The organism is Neisseria sp., assembly GCF_030527965.1.
GTDB lineage: Bacteria > Pseudomonadota > Gammaproteobacteria > Burkholderiales > Neisseriaceae > Neisseria.
Window position 1 is genome coordinate 13,007 of sequence record NZ_JAUMZU010000006.1, and the last position, 21,118, is coordinate 34,124.

A 21,118-nucleotide genomic window follows, 5' to 3' on the forward strand; every position below is an offset into this window, starting at 1 on the left:
GTAAAAACGGTGTTCAGACAAGCGTTTCCGTATAATGCCTGTCTGAAAACAGAATGTACGGCCGAAAACCAGTGGTGGTTTTAGGGGATGTGGGTAAATATGCGGAAAAATCAAAAAGATTGGCTTGGCTCCGGCTGGATGGTGGTTGCGGCGGCTTTGTTTACGCTGATGAATTTGTGGGTTAAGCAAGCGGGGCTGCGGTATGGTTTCGGCACGGGCGAGTTGGTTTTCTGGCGTATGCTGTTTGCTGTGGTTGCGTTAGGGGTTTGGGGCGCGATACGTAGGAAAACGTTTGCAACGCCATACATCAAGGCGCATCTGAACCGCAGCATATCCGGCACGTTGGGCATGTTTTTTATTTTTTATGCCGTTGTAAACCTGCCGTTGGCAACCGGGGTTACTTTAAGTTATACCTCTTCGATTTTTTTGGCTCTACTGTCTTTTCTGGTTTTGAAGGAAAAAATTCCGGCTTATACGCAAATGATGTTGGTGCTGGGGTTTGTGGGCGTGGTAGTGTTGCTGAACCCTTCGTTTGCAAGCGGGCAGGCGTTTGCTGCGGTGGTCGGATTGCTTGGCGGGTTATTGGCAGGATGGGCTTATTTGCAGGTGCGCGAGCTTTCTTTGTTGGGCGAACCGTCGTGGCGGGTGGTGTTTTATCTTTCGCTGACCGGCACGGTAATGGGTGCGATATGGTCTGGTTTGACGGGTTGGCATCTACCTTCGGGCGAGGCTTGGTGGCATTTGTTGGGCATCGGTGCTTCGGCTATGGGCGCTCAATTGGCGATGACGCATGCTTATAAGGTCGGCCGAAAATTTACTGTGGCAGCATTGGCTTATTTGACCGTGGTGTTTTCCACCTTGGCGGGTATTTTTCTGTTGGGCGATAAAATCGGCTGGCAAGAATGGCTGGGTATGGTTATCATTGTGTCGAGCGGCTTGTTGAGTGTATTGAAAAAATAAGTTGTTTTGGGCAAAGCGATATTTCTTGCTTAAGATTAAAGAAAACCGGCTTGATAGGCATTGAAAAATATTCATAAAATCAAATTATGTATATCTGCTAATTCAATGTTTTTCATTGGAATTTTAATTTTCAGACAGGCATTCTGGTTTTATCACGATAAACAAGGAGAATATGATGATTTCAATCCATGAGCAAGATTACGGCTTGGATATTGCGCTTTTCAATGAGTTTACTTTGGAAGACTTTCGGAATTTTGAAGAGGCGGCGCTGGATATTGCGCAACGTGTGCACCGCCCTGATTTACTGTTGGATTTATCAATGCTGAAAGATTTTACGATTGATATGGCAGTGGAGCAGCTCAAATTTCTGCGCGGGCATGAGAATGAATTCGGGCGTATCGCCATTGTGGTGGACGATGTATGGATTAAACTGGGTGCGCATATTTCTAGCCTGCTAACCCGGCAACATCCGAAATATTTTGATGATGTTGCTTCGGCGCAAGCCTGGTTGAACGCGCGCGTTTGATAATTGGCACATAAACCATGCCTGCCTGAAACTGTTCAGACAGGCATGGTTGTTTTTTAGGCTGTTGCGAGATATTTGATAAAGCTTTTAATTGCTTCTGTGCTTTTGAATCTCAATGGCGCGGCCAACGCTGACGCCATAACCGTAAGTAGGATTTTTCTCTGTGCTGGGCAGGCGTTGGTTTATCTCGACTTGGGTCAGATAGTCGGCCAGGTTTTCCCGATCTTCCATACTGAGCGTGCTCAGAGCACCGGCATGTTTTTGAATGTCTTCTTTACAGTGAAGAACAATCTCTTTCGGATTGGTTTTCGTGAATAAAGCAAATAATTTACGCATTTTGTTTTCCGTATTTTTATTGGTTTGGTTAAGTTTATAGTGGATAAGCAGAGAATATTTATTCGTTTTAAATAAAAAGAGCTTTCCTAAATGTTTTTTAGTTATAAAGTAAGTTATAAAGATTATATAGATAATCGGTATTAAAAATCAACCAAACGGTGTTTTTGCTGTGATTGGTGTTGCAAAATGTTACGGCGTGCACATTTATGGATTGCGTTAACAAGGGAATGAAACAGAAAGAAAAGCGCTTACAATGACGTTGCCAAAAGATGTGGCCGGTGGCTGCGAAATAAGAGAACCTTTTATTTAAAACATGTAAAACCGACTAAAGCCTGTCTGAAATTTTTCAGACAGGCTTTATTACAGAGGTTTATGGTTAAACGCGATTAAACAACGATATTGACCAAGCGGCCGGGTACCACAATGATTTTTTTCGGCTCTTTGCCTTCCATAAATTTTTGTGCGCCGGCAGTTGCGACAGCAGCCGCTTCAACAGCGGCTTTGTCGGCATCGGCGGCAACGGTAATTTTGTCGCGCAGTTTGCCGTTGACTTGCACCATGATTTCCATTTCCGATTTAACCAACGCCGCTTCGTCTACTTTCGGCCAAGCTGCCTGCCATAAAGCGGTATCGGAGCGCAATTCGTTCCATAATGCTTCGCAGATATGCGGCACAATCGGCCACAATAATCTGATGACGGCTTCGAGCACTTCTTGCGCAACCGCATGACCTTTTTCATTGGCAATGTCGGTTTTATCATATTGGTTTAATAATTCCATTACGGCGGCAATGGCGGTGTTGAATTGCTGGCGGCGGCCGTAATCGTCGCTCACTTTGGCGATGGTGGTATGCAGTTTTCGACGCAGGTCTTGCAATTCTTTATTCAATTCGGCCGTATCGCCGCTGAAAGCAGCGGTTGTACCGTTTTTGCCCAAATAATCGTAAACCGTGCGCCACAGGCGGCGCAGAAAACGGTGGGCGCCTTCCACGCCGGCATCGCTCCATTCCAATGACTGTTCAAGTGGCGAGGCAAACATCATAAATAGGCGGGCGGTATCCGCACCATAAGTTTCAATCAATTCCTGCGGATCGACGCCGTTGTTTTTCGATTTCGACATTTTTTCCACGCCGCCGATGACAACGGGCTGGCCGTCGGCACGGAGCAGGGCGGCTGTCGGGCGGCCTTTGTCGTCGGTTTCCACATCCACTTCGGTGGGGTTGAACCAGTGCTTTTTGCCGTCATCCGATTCGCGATAGTAAGTGGATTGTAAAACCATGCCCTGAGTCAGCAGATTCCGGAAGGGCTCTTTCACGGCAACGATGCCTTCTTCGTGCATCAGCTTGGTAAAGAAGCGGGCGTACAGAAGATGCAAAATGGCGTGTTCGATGCCGCCGATGTATTGGTCGGCCGACTGCCAGTATTGCGCTGCTTTCGGTTCGACCATGCCTTTTTCGTATTGGGGCGACATATAACGGAACTGGTACCAGCTTGATTCCATGAAGGTATCCATGGTATCGGTTTCACGCTTGGCGGGTTTGCCGCAGTTGGGGCAAACGGTTTCGTAGAATTCGGGCATGCGGGCCAAGGGCGAACCTGCACCGTCGGGCACCACGTTTTCAGGTAGTACGACGGGTAAGTCTTGCTCCGGCACGGCGACGTCGCCGCAGCTCTCACAATGAATGACCGGAATCGGGCAGCCCCAGTAGCGTTGGCGTGAAATACCCCAGTCGCGCAGGCGGTATTGAGTGGTCGGCCCGCCGGCATCTAAGGCCTGCAGTTTGGCGGCGATGGCGTCGAAGGCTGTCTGAAAATCCATGCCGTCGAATTCGCCGCTGTTGATTAAACGGCCGTGCTCTTTATCGGCATACCAATCTTGCCATTTTTGCGCGTCGAATGTGTTATCGCTAACGCTGATGACTTGTTTTACCGGCAGCCGGTATTTGTTGGCAAATTCAAAATCGCGTTCGTCATGCGCGGGCACGGCCATCACGGCGCCGTCGCCATAGCCCCACAAAACATAGTTGGCAATCCATACTTCCAAGCGTTCGCCGTTCAGCGGGTTGACCACATAACGGCCTGTCGGCACGCCTTTTTTCTCCATCGTCGCCATATCGGCTTCCGCTACGCTGCCGGCTTTGCACTCGGCGATGAAGGCTTGCAGCTCGGGTTTGTTTTCCGCCGCGGCGGTAGCCAGCGGGTGCTCGGCGGCAACGGCAACGTAAGTGGCGCCCATCAGGGTATCGGGGCGGGTGGTGTAGACTTGAAGGTATTCGGCATCGTTGCCGGCAAGGCCTTGTTTGCTGCCTTCTGCCAAGGCGAAGCGCACTTGCATGCCGCGCGATTTGCCTATCCAGTTGCGCTGCATGGTTTTGACTTGTTCCGGCCAGGCCAGATCTTCCAAATCGTCGAGGAGCTGTTCGGCATAGTCGGTGATTTTGAAGTAATACATCGGAATTTCGCGTTTTTCAACCAATGCGCCGGAACGCCAGCCGCGCCCGTCGATGACTTGCTCGTTGGCAAGCACGGTTTGATCGACAGGATCCCAGTTGACCGTGCCGTTTTTGCGGTAAATCACACCTTTTTGGAAGAGTTTGGTAAAGAAGAGCTGCTCCCAGCGGTAGTATTCGGGAGTGCAGGTGGCCAATTCCCGTTCCCAGTCAAGGGCAAAGCCGAGCCTTTTGAGCTGCTGGCGCATGTAGGCGATGTTTTCGTAAGTCCATTTTGCCGGAGCGACTTTGCGGTCGATGGCGGCGTTTTCAGCGGGCATGCCGAAGGCGTCCCAGCCCATGGGCTGCAAAACGTTGAAGCCGTTGAGCAGTTTGAAACGGCTGCGCACGTCGCCGATGGTGTAATTGCGAACGTGCCCCATGTGCAGTTTGCCGCTGGGATAAGGGAACATGGAAAGGCAATAGTATTTTGGTTTGCTGGTGTCTTCGGATACGTTGAAAAGACGGTTTTCTTCCCACTTGGCTTGCGCCGCGGGCTCGATAAGGGAGGGATTGTAATGTTCTTGCATGGTTTTGTTCGGTATTCGGATGCAGGTAAAAATAGCTTGTGATTATACCCTTATTCCGGGCGGGCGTTGGGAAAACATGCCTGCTTGCAAATGGTTTGGCGCTGCTGCCCCAAATCGGGAAATTTGTGGCATAATCCGCCTGTATTTTCAGACAGGTATCCGCAGCAGGAATGCCTGTCTGGAAATATGGAAGCCGTTTGTCAGTATGTATGAGAGGCTTCCGCTATGTTTAACCCCATGCCGTATGCCTGTCTGAAACCCTAACCATATGCTTTGCGCTTGAAAAGCAGCGTATATGGTTAGTGTTTTAGCGGCTGCGGCGTTTTATAAGGAAAAACGATGTTTAACAAACATGTAAAATCTTTCCAATACGGTAATCAGACCGTTACCTTGGAAACCGGTGAAGTTGCCCGTCAAGCGGCGGCCGCAGTAAAAGTATCGATGGGCGATACCGTGGTGTTGGTTGCGGTTACCGCCAACAAAGAAGTGAAAGCAGGCCAAGACTTTTTCCCGCTGACCGTTGATTATCTCGAGCGCACTTACGCCGCAGGTAAAATTCCCGGCGGCTTCTTCAAGCGCGAAGGCAAACAGAGCGAAAAAGAAATTCTGACCAGCCGTTTGATAGACCGCCCCATCCGGCCTTTGTTCCCCGAAGGTTTCTATCATGACATCCAGATTGTTGCGATGGTGGTGTCGTTGGATCCGGAAATCGATTCCGATATTCCAGCCATGATCGGTGCGTCGGCTGCCTTGGTATTGAGCGGCGTGCCGTTTGCCGGGCCGATTGGTGCGGCGCGTGTGGGTTATGCCGACGGTCAATATCTGTTGAACCCGACCAAAACCCAGCTTGAAACTTCACTGATGGATTTGGTGGTGGCCGGCACGTCGAAAGCCGTGTTGATGGTGGAATCCGAAGCACAGGTTTTGCCGGAAGACGTAATGTTGGGCGCGGTTGTGTACGGTCATGAGCAAATGCAGGCCGTTATTACTGCGATTAACGAGTTTGCCGATGAAGTGAATCCAGAAATGTGGGATTGGCAGGCGCCGGCGGCCGATACCGAATTGGTGGCGAAAATCCGCGGCATTGCCGGAGGCACCATCGGCGAAGCGTTCAAAATCCGTCAGAAACAAGCGCGTACGGCCAAATTGGACGAAGCGTGGAGCGCCGTAAAAGAAGCCTTGATTACCGAAGAAACCGACACTTTGGCCGCCAACCAGATCAAAGGTATTTTCAAACAACTGGAAGCAGACGTGGTGCGCAGCCAGATTCTGGACGGGCAGCCCCGTATCGACGGCCGCGATACCCGCACCGTACGCCCCATCAATATTCAGACAGGCGTATTGCCACGCACCCACGGTTCGGCGCTGTTTACCCGCGGCGAAACTCAAGCGCTGGCAGTGGCAACACTGGGTACTTCGCGTGACGAGCAGATTATCGACGCGCTTTCCGGCGAATATACCGACCGCTTTATGCTGCACTACAATTTCCCGCCGTATTCCACCGGCGAAGTCGGCCGCATGGGTGCGCCCAAGCGCCGCGAAATCGGGCACGGCCGTTTGGCTAAACGCGCATTAATCGCCGTATTGCCCAAGCCGGAAGACTTCAGCTACACCATGCGCGTGGTTTCCGAGATTACCGAATCTAACGGTTCTTCTTCTATGGCTTCCGTTTGCGGCGGCTGCCTGAGCCTGCTTTCGGCCGGCGTGCCTTTGAAAGCACACGTTGCCGGTATTGCGATGGGCTTGATTCTGGAAGGCAATAAATTTGCCGTGCTGACCGATATTCTGGGTGATGAAGACCATCTGGGCGATATGGACTTTAAAGTAGCCGGTACCACAGACGGCGTTACCGCGCTGCAAATGGACATCAAAATCCAAGGCATCACTAAAGAAATCATGCAAATTGCGCTGGCTCAGGCCAAAGAAGCGCGTATGCATATTCTGGCGCAAATGAAAGAAGCGGTGGAAGGCCCGCAGGAGCTGTCGCAACACGCGCCGCGCCTGTTTACGATGAAAATCAATCCCGATAAAATCCGCGACATTATCGGCAAAGGCGGCGAAACTATTCGCGCCATTACTGCCGAAACCGGCACTGAAATCAATATCGAAGACGACGGAACCGTAACCATCGCCGCCGTTGACGGTGAAGCGGGCGAAGCAGCCAAACGCCGCATCGAAGAGATTACCGCCGAAGTGGAAGTGGGTAAAGTGTACGGCGGTACCGTTTTGAAAATCTTGGAAAACAATGTCGGCGCCATCGTATCGGTTATGCCCGGTAAAGACGGTTTGGTACACATCAGCCAGATTGCCCACGAGCGCGTGAATAACGTGACGGATTACTTGAAAGTGGGTCAGCAAGTTAATGTGAAAGCATTGGAAGTTGATGATCGCGGCCGGGTTCGCCTCTCAATCAAAGCCCTGCTGGAAGCGCCTCCCCGCGGCGAGCCGAGCGAGCCGAAAAACTAATATCTGCCGCCATGATGGTCGTTCGGCTTCGATATAACCGAGTCTGTTACCTTCAACATGTAGAATGCTGAAGGTAACAATATAAAGGGTTAATCCGAACGGCTACGGCTGGTTGATAAGCGCAATATTTGGGATTTAACTGAAAATGCCTGTCTGAAATGTTTCAGACAGGCATTTTTTTATTTTGCTTTGAGATAAGACTTTAAATCGCGCCAGATACCGGGCTCGAGTTTGCACAGGTAATACAAGATGCCGAGATTGCCGAGCGCAACCAGAAAATAGAGCAGGTTGATGCTATCGAAAAGCGCCAGTAAAACGGCGCTGGCAACGGCGGCTATGACCATAAACAGCCCGTTTAGGATATTGTTTGCAGCAATGGCGTGGGCGCGGAAATCGTCGCTGCTGGCGGTTTGCAGCCAAGTATACAGCGGAACGGAGAAAAAGCCGCCGAAAAAGCCGATGGCAGTCATGCAGCCCATAATGGGGAAAGAATTGTTTTGCGCGAGGAAATGGAAGATGCCGTTGAATTCGGTGTGGTGCGTGCCGTGGGTAAGCCAAACCAGAATCAGGCCGAATAGCGTCAAGCCGAGTGTTCCAAGCGCCACAAGGCCGAGATGCAGCCGCTCATGGCTGATGCGGGCGCACAATACGGAGCCGGCCGCAATACCGATGGAGAAAAGCGTGAGCATCAGGTTGAAAACGTTGTCGTTGCCGCCCAAATGAATTTGCGTAAAGGTCGGCAGTTGCGTTGTGTAAACGGCGCCGATCAACCAGAACCATGAGATGCCGATGATGGCGGTGTAGAGTTCACGCTGGGCGAAAGTGGTTTTGATCAGGTTTTTGGTGCTGCGGGCGATATTGGGGTCGATGCGGGCGGCGGGCTGTTTGGCCGGCACCGGCGGCATGAATGCGCTGGTTAAGGCGCCGGATACGGCAACCAGAATAATCAAAAACGAAACCACATAATGGTTGGTGCCTGCTACCAGCGTGCCAAGAATCTGGCCGAATAAAATGGCCAGGAAGGTGCCCGATTCGACCAAGCTGTTGCCCATAATCAGCTCTTTGTCGTTCAGATAGTCGGGCAATATGGCGTATTTGAGCGGGCCGAACAGGGTGGAGTGGGTGCCCATCAGAAACAGGCAGAAAAAAAGCAGAGGGGCGGATTGGATGAGAAAGCCGTAGGCGGCGCCAAGCATAATCGCGATTTCGAGTATTTTAATGATTTGGGCCAGCCGGGCTTTGTCGTATTTCGTGCTCAGCTCTCCTGAGAGGGAGGAAAACAGAAAGTAAGGCAGGATAAACAATAAGGCGCCGAGGTTTAGCATCTGGCTTGACGGGAGCCAATCGTTATGGCCCAAACCGTAGAAACTGATGGAAACAAATAAGGCGGTTTTAAATAAGTTGTCGTTGAAAGCACCGAAAAATTGCGTGCCGAACAAGGGCGCGAAGCGGCGCCCGGTGGCAAAATTAAGATGGTCTTTGATCATGTTGTTTTTCTTTTGAGTCTGTTGCGGTGGGCGCCTGTTTGGCGGATTCGTTGTCGGGATGGTAGGCGTCGTCGTCCATGATGATGCGGTGGGCGGGGCCTTCTAGGTCGTCGAACTGCCCGTTTTTGCCCGACCACCAGAAGAAATAGCCGATTAAAAATGCCAGCATAATACTGAGCGGTATGAGAATATAGAGGCTTTCCATAATTACATTGTTCCTGTCATGTCGCCTAATATCAGGGTTTGGCTGCCGACGGTTAGAAATTCGTTGCGAAGGCCGCCGACTCTTTCTGAATCGTGATACAGGCTGATGCGGTCTTTTTCTGTTTTCCAGTAGAAGGTTTGTGCTAAATCTTCAAACGGGCGAAGTGTTTTGAAGGCGGTTTGGTCTTGCGGCGGGGTTTCGCTTTGCAGCTTGATGATGAAGCGCCCGCTTTGAGGTTGGTTTGCTCCTTCTTCGTCGGGCAGCATAATCAGGAAACCCAAGTGTTCGCCTTGTTGGTTGTGAATGCTGAAATAGTGCATAAAATAAACAGATGCCTGTCTGAAAGCGATTGAAAACGAGAATGTAAACCTGTTTGTGCGAAGCTGCAAGGAGCGCTCAACATGAGCCGGCTGATAAGAGGCTTTGCGCTGATATGGAGCTGGTAAAAATTCTTATGTAAAATGTTTCTGTTCATTATCTCTTTTGTTATTAATTTGCTTGCATTCCGCTCGGAATCTGACAATGAAGGAAGACTATGTATTTTGTTCCGCTATCCAACCGCAGCGGTATGCTGCAAGTGTCTGACATTCATCAAATCTATTGGGAAGAATCCGGCAATCCTAAAGGCATACCGGTGATTTTTCTGCACGGCGGGCCCGGCGCGGGTGCATCGCCGTTGTGCCGCGGGTTTTTCGACCCGACGGCTTACCGCATTATCATCATCGACCAGCGCGGCAGCGGCCGTTCGCAGCCGTTTGCCGAAACGCGGGAAAACACCACTTGGGATTTGGTGGCCGATTTGGAAAAAGTGCGTAACATGCTCGGTATATCGAAATGGCTGGTATTCGGCGGCTCTTGGGGCAGCACTTTGGCGCTGGCTTATGCCGAAACCCATCCTGAATGCGTGCTCGGCTTGATTTTGCGTGGCGTTTTTCTCTGCCGTCAAAGCGAGATTGACTGGATAAACGAAGCGGGCGGCGTAAGTCGGATTTATCCTGCCCAGTGGCAAGATTATATCGCGCCGGTGGCGCCCGAGCGGCGCAACCGCTTGGTGCAGGCTTATCATGATTTGCTATTCAGCGAAGATCGCTCAGTTGCTTTGCGTGCGGCAAAAGCATGGGCCGATTGGGAAAGCTGGCTGATTCAGTTTGAACCTGAGCCGGTCGATGAGGATGCCGAGCATTCGCTGGCCATTGCTCGCATCGAAAACCATTATTTCACCCACCTCGGCTGGTTGGAAGGCGAACGCGCCATTTTGCGCAATATAGCGAGAATCCGCCATTTGCCGGCTATTATTGTACAAGGCCGCTATGACTTGTGTACGCCTATGCACAGTGCTTGGGCATTGCATCAAGCCTATCCCGAAGCCGATTTGCGTATTATCCAAGCCGGTCATTCTTCGTTTGACAAGCCGCTTGCAGCGGCGCTTGTGCAGGCGGCCGATGAATTTGCCGCCCGTTTGCAATATCGCGAAGGGCTGGATTATACGGATTGAAACTTTGCCATCGAGCTGCCCGAAAACCGGCGGATTCTGATAAGATGCCGCATATTTGAAACCATCTGATTATTCAGACAGGCATTGGGCTTATGCCATGCCTGTCTGAAAAACATTCTCGAGAAAGAAACCGAATCATGACCAAAAAACGCGTGCTGACGGGCGTTACCACCACCGGCATTCCTCATCTGGGCAATTATGTCGGCGCCATCAGGCCGGCCATTCGCGCCAGTCAAAGCGAAAACACCGAATCCTTTTTATTTCTGGCTGATTATCACGGCATCATTAAATGCCATGATCCCGAAATTATTCATCAATCCACCCAAGCGGTTGCCGCCACTTGGCTGGCCTGCGGCCTTGATCCGGAGCGCACAACCTTTTACCGGCAGAGCGATATTCCTGAAATTCTCGAATTAAACTGGATTCTTACCTGCATTACCGCTAAAGGTTTGATGAATCGGGCGCATGCCTATAAAGCCGCCGTGCAGGACAATCTTGAAAAAGGGCAGGAAGATCAAGACCACCAAATCGAAATGGGCCTGTATAGCTATCCGATTCTGATGAGCGCCGATATTCTGATGTTTAAAGCAAACGACGTACCGGTCGGTCGGGATCAAATCCAACACGTTGAAATGGCGCGCGATATTGCCGGTCGTTTCAACCATCGTTTCAAAGAATTGTTTGTGTTGCCCGAAGCCAAAATCGATGAAAACGTGGAAACGTTGGTCGGGCTGGACGGCCGCAAGATGAGCAAAAGCTATGGCAATACCATTCCCTTGTTTGAAAACGAGAAAAAGCTGCAAAAGGCAGTGAACAAAATCATTACCAATCTAAAAGAGCCGGGCGAGCCGAAAATGCCCGACGAAAGCCCGTTGTTTGAAATTTACAAAGCATTTGCCACGCCACAGGAAACCGCCGAATTTACCCGCATGCTGGCCGAAGGCTTGGCTTGGGGCGAGGCGAAGAAACAGTTGGCGGCCAAGCTTAATGAAGAATTGGCGCCTAAACGCGAGCGTTATCACGAGCTGACCGCTCATCCCGAGCGAATCGAAGACATTTTGCAGGCAGGTGCCGCGCGTGCGCGTCGCGAAGCCCGTGTCTTGCTGGATCAGGTGCGTGATGCGGTGGGGATTCGTGCGCTGAAGTAAGCATGTGAATCGGTTGCCGATTCATATTGCTAAAATGCCTGTCTGAAAACCGAATTTCATTTTCAGACAGGCATTAAGTTTGTCCGCTATAATACAACCCTTTCCATAGTCAAGCAGCAAAGCACAACCCATGAAACACATTCACATCATCGGCATCGGCGGCACTTTTATGGGCGGTCTGGCCGCCATTGCCAAAGAAGCCGGCTTCCATGTTACCGGCTGCGACGCCAAAATGTATCCACCCATGAGCACGCAACTTGAGGCGCTGGGCATCGGCGTGCACGAAGGGTTTGATGCGGCGCAGCTTGATCAGTTTCCCGCCGATGCCTATGTTATCGGCAATGTGGCGAAACGCGGAATGGCGGTGGTGGAGGCGATTTTAAATCGCGGCCTGCCTTATCTTTCCGGCCCGCAATGGCTGGCGGAAAACGTGTTGCAAGGTCGGTGGGTGCTCGGTGTGGCGGGTACGCACGGCAAAACCACCACCGCATCCATGCTGGCATGGGTGCTGGAGTACGCAGGGCTGGCGCCCGGCTTTTTGATTGGCGGCGTGCCGCAGAATTTCAGCGTCTCCGCCCGCCTGCCGCAGGCGCCGCGTCAGGAACCGCAGGGGCTGTCGCCGTTTTTCGTGATTGAAGCGGATGAATACGATACCGCATTTTTTGACAAACGTTCCAAATTCGTTCATTACCGCCCGCGCACTGCGGTATTAAACAATCTTGAATTCGACCATGCGGATATTTTCCCGGATTTGGCCGCCATTCAAACCCAGTTTCACCATTTGGTGCGCACCGTGCCGTCGGAAGGTCTGATTGTGTGCAACGGCACGGAGCAAAGTCTGCAGGATACGCTGGATAAAGGCTGCTGGACGCCAGTGGCGTTTTTCGGCAGCAACGAAGGCTGGCAAGTGGGCGAGGTAAGTGCCAACGGTGCGTTTGACGTATTGTCAAACGGCGAAAAAGCAGGGCATGTGGCGTGGGACATCATTGGCGAGCACAATCGGATGAATGCACTGGCGGTAATTGCTGCCGCCCGTCATGCCGGTGTGGATGTGGCCACGGCTTGTGCCGCGTTAAGTGAATTCAAAAGTGTGAAACGCCGCATGGAAATCAAAGGCGAAGCCAACGGCATTACGGTATACGATGATTTTGCCCACCACCCCACCGCGATTGCCACGACGGTAGCCGGCCTGCGTCAGAGAGTGGGTAACGCGCGCATTCTGGCGGTGTTGGAGCCGCGTTCCAATACGATGAAGCTCGGTACAATGAAGGCGGCTCTGCCGGCCAGTTTGCATGAAGCGGATGTGGTTTTTTGCTATGCCGGCGGCGTAGATTGGGATGTGGCCGAAGCATTGGCGCCTTTGGGCGATAAATTGCACGTTGGCAAAGACTTTGATGCTTTTGTTGCCGAAATTGTCGCGCAGGCGCGCAGCGGTGATCATATTTTGGTGATGAGTAACGGTGGTTTCGGCGGCATCCATGACAAGCTGTTGGCCAAGTTGAAATAAACGGCGCCGAATATTTTTTGTCTTGCAGCCTAGAAAGCTTATTCTGCCGTTTGTATGAGAGGAAAAGACAAAGGCCGTTATCAACCGCAGTGAGTTTTAAGTCAAAACAAAGCCTGTCTGAACATTTTCAGACAGGCTTTGTTTATGATGTTGCCGAGCAGTGCTGTTTGACCGGCTTTATTCTTGCCAGCGTTTAAACACCAATGAGGTGTTGACACCGCCGAAAGCAAAATTGTTGTTGACCACGTAATCGGTATGGATTTCGCGGGCTTCGCCGCGGATGTAGTCCACTTGGCCGCAGCGCGGATCAATATTGTCGAGATTAAGGGTAGGGGCAAACCAGCCGCTGTTCATCATCTCGATGGAAAACCAAGATTCCAGCGCGCCGCATGCGCCGAGCGTGTGGCCGAAATAGCTTTTCTGCGAGCTCATCGGAATGTGGCCGAACATGGCTTCGGTGGCCAGTGTTTCTGCGATGTCGCCTTTTTCGGTGGCCGTGCCGTGGCCGTTGACGTAGCCGACTTGCTGCGGAGTAATGCCGGCATCTTTCAGCGCCATTTCCATGCACCGATGCATCGTGTCTTTTTGCGGCTGGGTTACATGGCTGCCGTCGCTGTTGGCACCGTAACCGACGATTTCGGCGTAGATTTTCGCGCCGCGTGCCTTGGCGCATTCCAACTCTTCCAAGACCAGAATGCCGGCGCCTTCGCCGATAACCAAGCCGTCGCGATCGCTGTCATAAGGGCGGGGAGTCAGCTCAGGTTCGTTGTTGCGGCGGCTGGCGGCATACAGCGAATCGAAAACGTATACTTCAGACAGGCAGAATTCTTCGGCGCCGCCGCCCAGCATCATGTCGATTAAGCCGTGTTTGATGGCTTCGTAGGCATAGCCTATGCCTTGGCTGCCGGAAGAGCAGGCGCTGGAGGTGGGAATGATGCGGCCGGTTAGCCCGAAGAAAATGCCGATATTGGCCGGCACGGTATGCGGCATCATGCGCACATAGGTGTTGGCATTGAAATTGCGCGAATTGCCGTGCAGCAATAAATCGCCCATCACGCCGACATCAGGCGTGCTGCCCACCGACGAGCCGGCAGAAACGCCCATGCGCCCGTCTTTAATCCGTTCGTCGCCTAGCAAACCGGCATCAGAGAGTGCTCGTTCGGCGGCATCAACGGCCATTCGCGTGCCGCGCCCCATGCCGCGTAGTTGTTTGCGCGTCCAATGCTCTGGCGGCTGGTAGCCGTCAATCGGTGCGCCCAGCCGGCTTTCCAGCTCGGGGCATTGTACTGGCCAATTCATCTTCTGAACGGCATTTTTGCCGCGCATGAAGCCTGCTTTGATGCTGTTCCAGTCGCATCCGAAGGCGGTGATGCCGCCGATTCCTGTTATCACAACCCGTCTCAACACAAACCTCCGTTTACTGAAATCACTTGCCGTGTAATGTATGCCGCTTTTTCATCCATCAAAAACCTGACTGCATGCGCCACTTCTTCCGGCGAACCCATGCGGGCGGCGGGAATGGCTTTTAAAATTTCTTCCACCGGTACGTTTTCATCTACGATTTCGGTCTCAATCAGCCCCGGCGCCACGCAGTTGACGGTGATTTTCCGTTTGGCCAGCTCAACCGCCAATGCTTTGGCCGCGCCGATAATGCCGGCTTTCGATGCGCTGTAATTGACTTGGCCTCGGTTGCCCGTTAGGCCGGAAACCGAAGCCATGCAAACGATACGGCCTGCTTTGCGGCGCCGTATCATCGGCATAATCAGTGGATGCAATACGTTGTAAAAACCATCGAGATTGGTGCGCAGCACCTGATCCCAATCTTCGTCTTCAAATGCGGGAAAGGCGTTGTCGCGCGTTAGGCCGGCATTAAGCACGACGCCGTAATAGGCGCCGTTTTGATTGATGTCGGTGGTAATGATTTCGCGGCAGGCGGCGCGGTCGGATACGTCAAACTGCAATACGCGGGCATTTCGGCCTGTTTCGCGGATGGTTTCGGCAACGGCTTCGGCCTCATCCCGTCTGCTGCGGCAGTGAACGACGATATCGTAACCGTCTGCCGCCAGTGCCAGCGCGATGGCTTTGCCGATGCCGCGGTTGGAACCGGTGATTAGAATGGTTTCGCTCATGTGTTTTCCTCAAAATGGTTTTTGCTCTGGCTTCAATGCCTGTCTGAAAGGCGGAAGGGTTTTTCAGACGGGCATGGCTTCTTTATGCGGGCTGTATACGTTTAATGCCGCTTGAAGCAGCAGGCCGTCCGGCGGTAAAGCGTTTTTTTCCGGTTCCGGCGCGTCGGTCCAGCGTAGCGAGCAGTCGAATACGCCGAAACCGGAAGAATCGATGACCGATTCTTTCACTTCAATCAGAAGTGAAGTGTGTACGGGTATACGGTCGGCAAACAGATTGAGTTTGCGCGTGCCGAGCAGGAAGCCGAGTTGTATCGGTTTGCCGGCGTTGAAAGCGAGGCAGCCAGTCAGCGCGCCTATGCCTTGCGCTACGATTTCCATGCCCGCCATGCACGGCAGATAACCGTCTTTCAGCAGAATGTGTTGTTCGTCTACTTTGGCGGTGGCAACCAAATGGTGGGCGCTGTATTCGGTAACGCAATCGAGTAAAACCATGCGGCCGCTATGCGGCAGCAGCGGGGCGATGGCAGTAATGGGGCAGGTGAGCGGTGTGTTCATTCAATTTCCGATTTAGACAGGCAACGGGTTAAGCGCCAATTATATTGCATTGCTGTTTTTTGTTAATCCCTTGAGTTAAAATACAGCTCATTATGATTTGCCGAAAGCCTTTATGACTTCTCCCGTATCTTGCCGTTTTTCTTTTGATATCGCTGCATGGCAGGCCTCTTCCAGCCGTATGGGCGATGCGGACGCATGGCGGCAATGGGCTGCAGACGATTCGGTTTTGGCGCATTTGCCCGATTATAAACCCGAACTTACTTTTTTGCCTGCCATGCAGCGGCGGCGTTTGAGCAGAGCGGCGCGTTTGATGTGCGATGCGGCGTGGCCGTTGGCTGAACAATATCCCGGAAGCCCTTTGGTTTTCGCTTCGCACGACGGCGAGTTAAACCGCAGTTTCGAATTGTGGTTGGAGCTGATGAAAACAGATACCGTTTCGCCGACGTCGTTCGGCTTGTCGGTGCACAATGCCCAAGCCGGGCAGTGGTCGATGCTGCGCAAAGATATGAACGAGCACACGGCATTGGCGGTGGGCTGCGACGGCTTGGAAACGGCGCTGGCCGAGGCTTACGCATTATTATTCGAAGGCGCGGAGCATGTTTTGCTGGTGTTGGCGGATGATCCGTTGCTGGAAGAATATGCGGTGGTTGCCGAGCGTGCGCCGATGCCTTATGCGCTGGCCATGGTTATCCGTGCGGGTGAACAATATACTTTGTCGTTGCATGACATGGCCCAGGATAAAACCGAAAAAGCGCCGTATTGGGGCGCTTTGGAATGGATACGTTTCATGCTTTCAGACAGGCATGAACACCGTAGGGATTACGGCAATCGTTATTGGCTGTGGCGTAAAAATAGATGAAAAATAGTCATTATTACCGTCGTTTTTTTGCTACGCTTTTCGGTTTTATATTATTCGGCGTGGCAGGCGTGTTGTTTAAAATCGCCTTGTTGCCCTATACCCTGAAAAGCACAAAAAACGACATTCCGCGCCAGATAGCGGCCCGAAAATTAATCGGGCGCGTGTGGAAATGGTTTGTCGGCTATCTGGTATGGTCGGGCGTGTTGAGCATAAGGTTCAACGGCTTGGAAAAACTCGGCCGACCAGGGCAATTGGTGCTGGCGAATCACCCTTCCTTGCTGGATGTGGTGATTATGATTGCCTATGAGCCCAGAATGAATTGCCTTGTAAAACATGACTTGCTTAAAAATCCGACCATGAAAAGCCAGATTCTGGCCACAGGCTATATTCCGAACGACGAATCGATGGAAATGGTAGAAGAGCTGGAAGCGGTGTTTAAAAGCGGCCAGAGTTTGCTGATTTTCCCCGAAGGCACACGCACCGGTTGGGATGGCCAGATAAAATTGCATAGAGGCGCTGTCTCTGTCGGGTTGCGTAGTGCAGACATTATTACCCCCGTTTGTATCAAAATGAGCCCGCCTAATTTTAAAAAAGGCCAGCCTTGGTATAAAATTCCCCCCCGTACCATCCACTACGAAATTACCGTCGGCGAAGATATCGACCCGCAAGATTGGCTGGCCGAAAAGCCGTTACCCATTGCTGCCCGGCGGTTGAATGCTTATTTGCAAGATTATTTCATGCGAGAAACCCTATGACATTAGAAACACAAATCAAACAAATGATTATCGATAGCTTAGGCTTGGAAGACATCACTGCCGACGATATCGATACCGATGCCCCACTGTTCGGCGACGAAGGCTTAGGCCTGGATTCAGTAGATGCGCTGGAGCTGGGTTTGGCCGTGCAAAAAACGTTTGGCTTTCAGCTCGACGGCGAAAAAGACAACCTGCGCGAGCATTTTGCCAGTGTGAAAACCTTGGCCGACTTTATCCGCAGCCGCCAAGCTTAAAAGGAGCCTGTGATGACCGAACAAGAAATCCGTAAAATCCTGACCGATGCGTTAGTCAATTTATTTGAAATCGAACCCGAACGCATTAAGCCCGACAACAATCTTTACGAAGATCTGGAAATCGACAGCATCGATGCCATCGATTTAATCGACCACATTAAACGCGAAACCGGCCGCAAACTGAAAGCGGAAGATTTTCGCAACGTGCGCACGGTAGACGATGTGGTGCAAGCCGTATTGAATATCAAGCCGGAATAAATTCGGTTTGTGTTCTAGCGGCATAGTGGCAAAGCGGGCGTGGAAGCCCGCTGTTTTGCTATGTTGGAGCGGCAATCAAACAGATTTTCAGACAGGCTTTATTTAGATTTCATTATGTTAAAACACATCGGCTCCATTCTGCTGACCTTGCTGAGCATCGCTTATCCCTTGGTATGGTATTACGGCCGTAACGACGGCGCTTTTTTCTGGCTGGCGGCCGCTATGTGCGGCTTATGGCTGATTCGTGCGGCCATTCAGAAACCTCGCTCGCAGAAGGCTGTTTCGCTGCTGTTGGCGGCTTTTTTTGCCGTTGTGCTTCTTTTTAAGCGGCCCGATTCAATGTATTGGTATCCGGTTGCGGTTAATGTGCTGATGCTTGCCGTATTCGGCGCCAGTCTGTTTGCCGAGCAAACCGTTATCGAACGCCTCGCGCGCTTGCAGCATCCCGACTTGTCGCCGGCAGGCGTACGCCATACCCGCCGCGTTACCCAAATCTGGTGCGTTTTTTTTGTTTTCAATGCCGCTATGGCAGCAGGGCTGTTTTTAAGTGGCAAACACGATTGGTGGGCGCTTTATACCGGCGTGGTTTCCTATGTTTTGATGGGCGTGCTGTTTGCGGGAGAGTGGCTTTATCGGAAGATGGTGTTGAAGGTTTGAATGGTTGTTAGCTTACCAAGTCGATTTAAAAAAAATTAAGGGGAATAAGTTGGAATTTATCACTGGTGTTTTGAAAGGCATGTTCTTTTTCTGGGATCGGAAAAGCCTGAAAAAGAACTTCTTGGGTGAATTTGATCTCGCGGAAGAAGAGTTGGTTAAAATTCAGAATTTTCTTGATCAGATAGTTTTTGATGATCGGTTAAGCCATGAAGAACCAGATCAAAATAAGCAATATCAGCGTGCTCTGAAAAGACAAATCGAGCAGAAAAAAACGCCTTATTTAAAAGAATTATCTGTTGAAGAATTGGATTTTCTGCTTGCACGGCAGATTGATATCGACGGCATAATGGATGTTATTTTTGCTAAAAGCAGCTCTGCCCAAGGATTGGCAGCCATTCTATGGAATGCCGAAGAGAAAAGGTATGAGCAGCGGCGTTATCCTGTCGCAAATCCCCAAAATACAGGCCAAAAAATATTCAGAAAACTCGGCTTTGAGGCTCATCAGAAAGTAGGATTTGCCATATTGTTCATCATCTCATTCATAATATGGTTTTTTTATATTTGGGCGTGTGGGGTAAGCTATGAATTAGGTGGCGTAACAATATTTCCTATTGTGGTGTTTTTAGTTGTTATTTCTTTGGCGCCTGTTTGTGTTTGTTTACCGGATGGCATTCATGATGCCGGTGTGAGGCTTCAGCAAGAAAAATATCAGGCTATTTTTCGAAGCATAGAAAATAATGGTTCCGCAACCAATATAGATAATATAAACAATAATTATGATGAATCATCTCACTGAAGTCTTATCCGACTCTCTTTCACAAACCGATCTGATTGCGACTCATCCCGATTGGCCGCGCGCGGATTTTAACCGTGCGGTTTTTCATGTGTCAGCCTGCTTGAGCAAACAACAAGCGCAGACGGTTGCTCTGTGGTTTGAAGATGCGGCTTTGTTTGCTTGCGCGGTGTTGGCTGCGTGGCATGCGGGGGCGCGGGTTTTGCTGCCGCCTAATCTGGCGCGGGAGAATGTGGATTGGGGCGATACGGCGGATGCTTGGTTAACTGATGTGCCGGATGAGAAAGCGTTTGCAGCAATTTCAGACAGGCATCGTGTTTTGGATATTGGCGCTTTGCTGGAAAGTCTGCCTTCTGCAATGGAATCGGCTGGCGATTGGCGGATTCCGGCGCAGGCGGAAGCCTGTCTGAAAACGTCGGGTTCCAGCGGTGAGGCGCAGGTGGTGGTGAAAACAGCGGGGCAGATGCAGGCCGAAGCGCTGGCGTTGGCGGCGGCGCTGCCGTTTGGGCAGGATGCGCTCACGGTGGTGGGCAGCGTTAGCCCGCAGCATATGTATGGTTTTACATTTCGTTTTGCGCTGACGTTGACGATGGGCTGGACAATCTACCGCTCGCAAAACGCGTATCCCGAAACGTTGTTGGCGGCTGCGGCCGCATATCCGAAATCGGTGTGGATTGCCAGCCCGGCTTTGTTGAGCCGATTGGGCGAAGCGCGCAACTGGCACTCGGTTGGCGGCAAGGTGGCGGGCATTGTTTCGGCGGGCGGTGTGTTGCCTGAGAGCACCGCTGATTTGCTGGAGAAGTATGCGGTGAGGCCGTTTGAGGTTTACGGCAGCACGGAAACCGGTGTGATTGCGTCGCGTTGTTTTGAGCGTGAGTGGCGGCCTTTTGAGGTGGTCGAAATCGGGCAGGATGATGAGGGTGCATTGTGGGCGCAATCGCCTTGGACGGAGGGCCGTTTTCAAACGGCCGATATGGTTTTGCGGCAGGGAAACGGCTTTTCATTGCTCGGCCGGAAAGACCGCGTGATTAAATTTGAGGATAAACGGGTGTCGCTAAATCAAATCGAGCAGGATCTGCTTACGCACGAATGGGTTGCCGATGCTTATTGCGGCCAACATCCGCAGCACAGGCGCATTGCCGTGTGGGCGGCCTTGAGCGAAGCAGGTATCGCCGCTTTGCAGGAAAAAGGTCGTGCGGAAGTGGTGGCCGCGCTGAAGCAGCATTTGGCGGCAACACAGGATACGGTTGCTTTGCCGCGTTATTGGCGTTTCACGGATATGCTGCCGCGTAACGCGCAATCGAAAATCACCGCTGCTGATTTTCAACACGCTTTTGTCGAAGCGTTAACCGAGCCGGTATGGCGGCAATGCCTGTCTGAAAACCCAGAAATTCATCGTTTTGAGAGCCGTGTTCCTTTGGATTTGGTGTATTTCGGCGGGCATTTTGCCAATTTTCCGCTGGTGCCGGGTGTGGTCGAGCTGCAATGGGTAAGCGATTTAGCCGCCCGTTTCGATTGGGGAAGGCGCAGCATCGTTCGGGTGGAAAATTTGAAATATCAACAGTTTATGCGCCCGAATGATCAAGTGTTTGCCGAGTTGAAATACGATGCTGAAAAGGAAAAGCTGACGTTTAAGCTGCTGGGAACGGAAGCTGTGTTTGCTTCAGGCCGGATGGTGTTCGGTTGATTTGCAGCACTTTGAAAAATAAAT

At 51.6% G+C, this 21,118-nt stretch carries 21 protein-coding genes; 13 read left to right on the plus strand and 8 right to left on the minus strand.

What is annotated here, in order from left to right; translation table 11 throughout:
• Positions 1 to 99 precede the first annotated feature (99 nt).
• Together Q4A84_RS03795 and Q4A84_RS03800 are read left to right on the plus strand one after the other, a co-directional pair.
• On the plus strand, positions 100 to 960 hold the full coding sequence (locus tag Q4A84_RS03795) for a DMT family transporter (RefSeq protein WP_303087601.1): 861 nt from the start codon (positions 100 to 102) through the stop codon (positions 958 to 960).
• 175 nt (positions 961 to 1,135) lie between these two features.
• A complete protein-coding gene (locus Q4A84_RS03800) occupies positions 1,136 to 1,486 on the plus strand; it encodes an STAS/SEC14 domain-containing protein (protein WP_303087602.1) in 351 nt (116 codons plus the stop codon).
• An 87-nt stretch (positions 1,487 to 1,573) separates the two neighbouring features.
• Here the strand turns inward: Q4A84_RS03800 and Q4A84_RS03805 are convergent, their stop codons facing one another.
• Positions 1,574 to 1,822 (minus strand): hypothetical protein, encoded by a 249-nt coding sequence (locus Q4A84_RS03805; RefSeq protein WP_303087603.1) that lies wholly within the window; start codon positions 1,820 to 1,822, stop codon positions 1,574 to 1,576.
• Between the two features lie 386 nt (positions 1,823 to 2,208).
• Positions 2,209 to 4,839: a leucine--tRNA ligase gene (gene leuS / locus Q4A84_RS03810; RefSeq protein ID WP_303087604.1), complete on the minus strand. Its 2,631-nt coding sequence runs from the start codon at positions 4,837 to 4,839 to the stop codon at positions 2,209 to 2,211.
• Positions 4,840 to 5,178: 339 nt separating this feature from the next.
• On the opposite strand from leuS, the gene pnp reads away from it, so the two are divergent.
• Positions 5,179 to 7,305: a polyribonucleotide nucleotidyltransferase gene (gene pnp / locus Q4A84_RS03815; RefSeq protein WP_303087605.1), complete on the plus strand. Its 2,127-nt coding sequence runs from the start codon at positions 5,179 to 5,181 to the stop codon at positions 7,303 to 7,305.
• Positions 7,306 to 7,484: 179 nt separating this feature from the next.
• Here pnp and Q4A84_RS03820 read toward each other — a convergent pair whose 3' ends face one another.
• From Q4A84_RS03820 to Q4A84_RS03830, 3 genes are read right to left on the minus strand one after another with little or no spacing between them, the layout of a single operon-like run.
• Entirely contained in the window at positions 7,485 to 8,792 is a 1,308-nt protein-coding gene (locus Q4A84_RS03820; protein WP_303087606.1) for an MFS transporter, read from the minus strand.
• The gene (gene ccoS / locus Q4A84_RS03825; protein WP_303087607.1) at positions 8,773 to 8,997 is read right to left on the minus strand and encodes a cbb3-type cytochrome oxidase assembly protein CcoS; all 225 of its coding nucleotides are present in this window, start codon (positions 8,995 to 8,997) and stop codon (positions 8,773 to 8,775) included. Before ccoS ends, Q4A84_RS03820 begins: the two co-directional genes overlap by 20 nt.
• Before the next feature lie 2 nt (positions 8,998 to 8,999).
• Positions 9,000 to 9,317: a hypothetical protein gene (locus Q4A84_RS03830; RefSeq protein ID WP_303087608.1), complete on the minus strand. Its 318-nt coding sequence runs from the start codon at positions 9,315 to 9,317 to the stop codon at positions 9,000 to 9,002.
• A 215-nt stretch (positions 9,318 to 9,532) separates the two neighbouring features.
• Here Q4A84_RS03830 and pip point away from each other — a divergent pair, with 215 nt between their 5' ends.
• The 3 genes from pip to mpl all read left to right on the plus strand — a co-directional run bounded on the left by pip (position 9,533) and on the right by mpl (position 13,147).
• A complete protein-coding gene (gene pip, locus Q4A84_RS03835; protein ID WP_303087609.1) occupies positions 9,533 to 10,492 on the plus strand; it encodes a prolyl aminopeptidase in 960 nt (319 codons plus the stop codon).
• Between the two features lie 137 nt (positions 10,493 to 10,629).
• On the plus strand, positions 10,630 to 11,640 hold the full coding sequence (gene trpS / locus Q4A84_RS03840) for a tryptophan--tRNA ligase (RefSeq protein WP_303087610.1): 1,011 nt from the start codon (positions 10,630 to 10,632) through the stop codon (positions 11,638 to 11,640).
• Between the two features lie 130 nt (positions 11,641 to 11,770).
• A complete protein-coding gene (mpl, locus tag Q4A84_RS03845) occupies positions 11,771 to 13,147 on the plus strand; it encodes a UDP-N-acetylmuramate:L-alanyl-gamma-D-glutamyl-meso-diaminopimelate ligase (RefSeq protein ID WP_303087611.1) in 1,377 nt (458 codons plus the stop codon).
• A gap of 177 nt (positions 13,148 to 13,324) precedes the next feature.
• Here the strand turns inward: mpl and Q4A84_RS03850 are convergent, their stop codons facing one another.
• From Q4A84_RS03850 to Q4A84_RS03860, 3 genes are all read right to left on the minus strand, one after another.
• A complete protein-coding gene (locus Q4A84_RS03850; protein ID WP_303087612.1) occupies positions 13,325 to 14,554 on the minus strand; it encodes a beta-ketoacyl-ACP synthase in 1,230 nt (409 codons plus the stop codon).
• The gene (gene fabG / locus Q4A84_RS03855) at positions 14,548 to 15,276 is read right to left on the minus strand and encodes a 3-oxoacyl-ACP reductase FabG (RefSeq protein WP_303087613.1); all 729 of its coding nucleotides are present in this window, start codon (positions 15,274 to 15,276) and stop codon (positions 14,548 to 14,550) included. Before fabG ends, Q4A84_RS03850 begins: the two co-directional genes overlap by 7 nt.
• Before the next feature lie 63 nt (positions 15,277 to 15,339).
• Positions 15,340 to 15,831 (minus strand): thioester dehydrase, encoded by a 492-nt coding sequence (locus Q4A84_RS03860; RefSeq protein ID WP_303087614.1) that lies wholly within the window; start codon positions 15,829 to 15,831, stop codon positions 15,340 to 15,342.
• 112 nt (positions 15,832 to 15,943) lie between these two features.
• Between Q4A84_RS03860 and Q4A84_RS03865 the strand changes: the two genes are divergently transcribed.
• The 7 genes from Q4A84_RS03865 (at position 15,944) to Q4A84_RS03895 (ending at position 21,094) form a co-directional block, all read left to right on the plus strand.
• Positions 15,944 to 16,690, plus strand: coding sequence for a beta-ketoacyl synthase chain length factor (locus Q4A84_RS03865; protein WP_303087615.1), 747 nt, complete (start codon positions 15,944 to 15,946; stop codon positions 16,688 to 16,690).
• Positions 16,687 to 17,445, plus strand: a complete 759-nt coding sequence (locus Q4A84_RS03870) for a 1-acyl-sn-glycerol-3-phosphate acyltransferase (RefSeq protein WP_303087616.1) — start codon at positions 16,687 to 16,689, stop codon at positions 17,443 to 17,445. Before Q4A84_RS03865 ends, Q4A84_RS03870 begins: the two co-directional genes overlap by 4 nt.
• On the plus strand, positions 17,442 to 17,699 hold the full coding sequence (locus Q4A84_RS03875) for a phosphopantetheine-binding protein (RefSeq protein ID WP_303087617.1): 258 nt from the start codon (positions 17,442 to 17,444) through the stop codon (positions 17,697 to 17,699). Before Q4A84_RS03870 ends, Q4A84_RS03875 begins: the two co-directional genes overlap by 4 nt.
• Positions 17,700 to 17,711: 12 nt before the next feature.
• Positions 17,712 to 17,957, plus strand: a complete 246-nt coding sequence (locus Q4A84_RS03880) for an acyl carrier protein (RefSeq protein WP_303087618.1) — start codon at positions 17,712 to 17,714, stop codon at positions 17,955 to 17,957.
• A gap of 114 nt (positions 17,958 to 18,071) precedes the next feature.
• Positions 18,072 to 18,614 (plus strand): hypothetical protein, encoded by a 543-nt coding sequence (locus tag Q4A84_RS03885; protein WP_303087619.1) that lies wholly within the window; start codon positions 18,072 to 18,074, stop codon positions 18,612 to 18,614.
• Positions 18,615 to 18,618: 4 nt separating this feature from the next.
• Positions 18,619 to 19,410, plus strand: coding sequence for a hypothetical protein (locus Q4A84_RS03890; RefSeq protein ID WP_303087620.1), 792 nt, complete (start codon positions 18,619 to 18,621; stop codon positions 19,408 to 19,410).
• Positions 19,394 to 21,094, plus strand: coding sequence for an AMP-binding protein (locus Q4A84_RS03895; protein ID WP_303087679.1), 1,701 nt, complete (start codon positions 19,394 to 19,396; stop codon positions 21,092 to 21,094). Before Q4A84_RS03890 ends, Q4A84_RS03895 begins: the two co-directional genes overlap by 17 nt.
• Positions 21,095 to 21,118 lie beyond the last annotated feature (24 nt).

Excerpts from the sequence above, each read along its gene's own strand:
- Q4A84_RS03795 (WP_303087601.1), top strand. The coding sequence starts at position 100 with ATGCGGAAAAATCAAAAAGATTGGCTTGGCTCCGGCTGGATGGTGGTT.
- Q4A84_RS03800 (WP_303087602.1), top strand. The coding sequence starts at position 1,136 with ATGATTTCAATCCATGAGCAAGATTACGGCTTGGATATTGCGCTTTTC.
- Q4A84_RS03805 (WP_303087603.1), bottom strand. The coding sequence starts at position 1,822 with ATGCGTAAATTATTTGCTTTATTCACGAAAACCAATCCGAAAGAGATT.
- leuS (WP_303087604.1), bottom strand. The coding sequence starts at position 4,839 with ATGCAAGAACATTACAATCCCTCCCTTATCGAGCCCGCGGCGCAAGCC.
- pnp (WP_303087605.1), top strand. The coding sequence starts at position 5,179 with ATGTTTAACAAACATGTAAAATCTTTCCAATACGGTAATCAGACCGTT.
- Q4A84_RS03820 (WP_303087606.1), bottom strand. The coding sequence starts at position 8,792 with ATGATCAAAGACCATCTTAATTTTGCCACCGGGCGCCGCTTCGCGCCC.
- ccoS (WP_303087607.1), bottom strand. The coding sequence starts at position 8,997 with ATGGAAAGCCTCTATATTCTCATACCGCTCAGTATTATGCTGGCATTT.
- Q4A84_RS03830 (WP_303087608.1), bottom strand. The coding sequence starts at position 9,317 with ATGCACTATTTCAGCATTCACAACCAACAAGGCGAACACTTGGGTTTC.
- pip (WP_303087609.1), top strand. The coding sequence starts at position 9,533 with ATGTATTTTGTTCCGCTATCCAACCGCAGCGGTATGCTGCAAGTGTCT.
- trpS (WP_303087610.1), top strand. The coding sequence starts at position 10,630 with ATGACCAAAAAACGCGTGCTGACGGGCGTTACCACCACCGGCATTCCT.
- mpl (WP_303087611.1), top strand. The coding sequence starts at position 11,771 with ATGAAACACATTCACATCATCGGCATCGGCGGCACTTTTATGGGCGGT.
- fabG (WP_303087613.1), bottom strand. The coding sequence starts at position 15,276 with ATGAGCGAAACCATTCTAATCACCGGTTCCAACCGCGGCATCGGCAAA.
- Q4A84_RS03860 (WP_303087614.1), bottom strand. The coding sequence starts at position 15,831 with ATGAACACACCGCTCACCTGCCCCATTACTGCCATCGCCCCGCTGCTG.
- Q4A84_RS03865 (WP_303087615.1), top strand. The coding sequence starts at position 15,944 with ATGACTTCTCCCGTATCTTGCCGTTTTTCTTTTGATATCGCTGCATGG.
- Q4A84_RS03870 (WP_303087616.1), top strand. The coding sequence starts at position 16,687 with ATGAAAAATAGTCATTATTACCGTCGTTTTTTTGCTACGCTTTTCGGT.
- Q4A84_RS03875 (WP_303087617.1), top strand. The coding sequence starts at position 17,442 with ATGACATTAGAAACACAAATCAAACAAATGATTATCGATAGCTTAGGC.
- Q4A84_RS03880 (WP_303087618.1), top strand. The coding sequence starts at position 17,712 with ATGACCGAACAAGAAATCCGTAAAATCCTGACCGATGCGTTAGTCAAT.
- Q4A84_RS03885 (WP_303087619.1), top strand. The coding sequence starts at position 18,072 with ATGTTAAAACACATCGGCTCCATTCTGCTGACCTTGCTGAGCATCGCT.
- Q4A84_RS03895 (WP_303087679.1), top strand. The coding sequence starts at position 19,394 with ATGAATCATCTCACTGAAGTCTTATCCGACTCTCTTTCACAAACCGAT.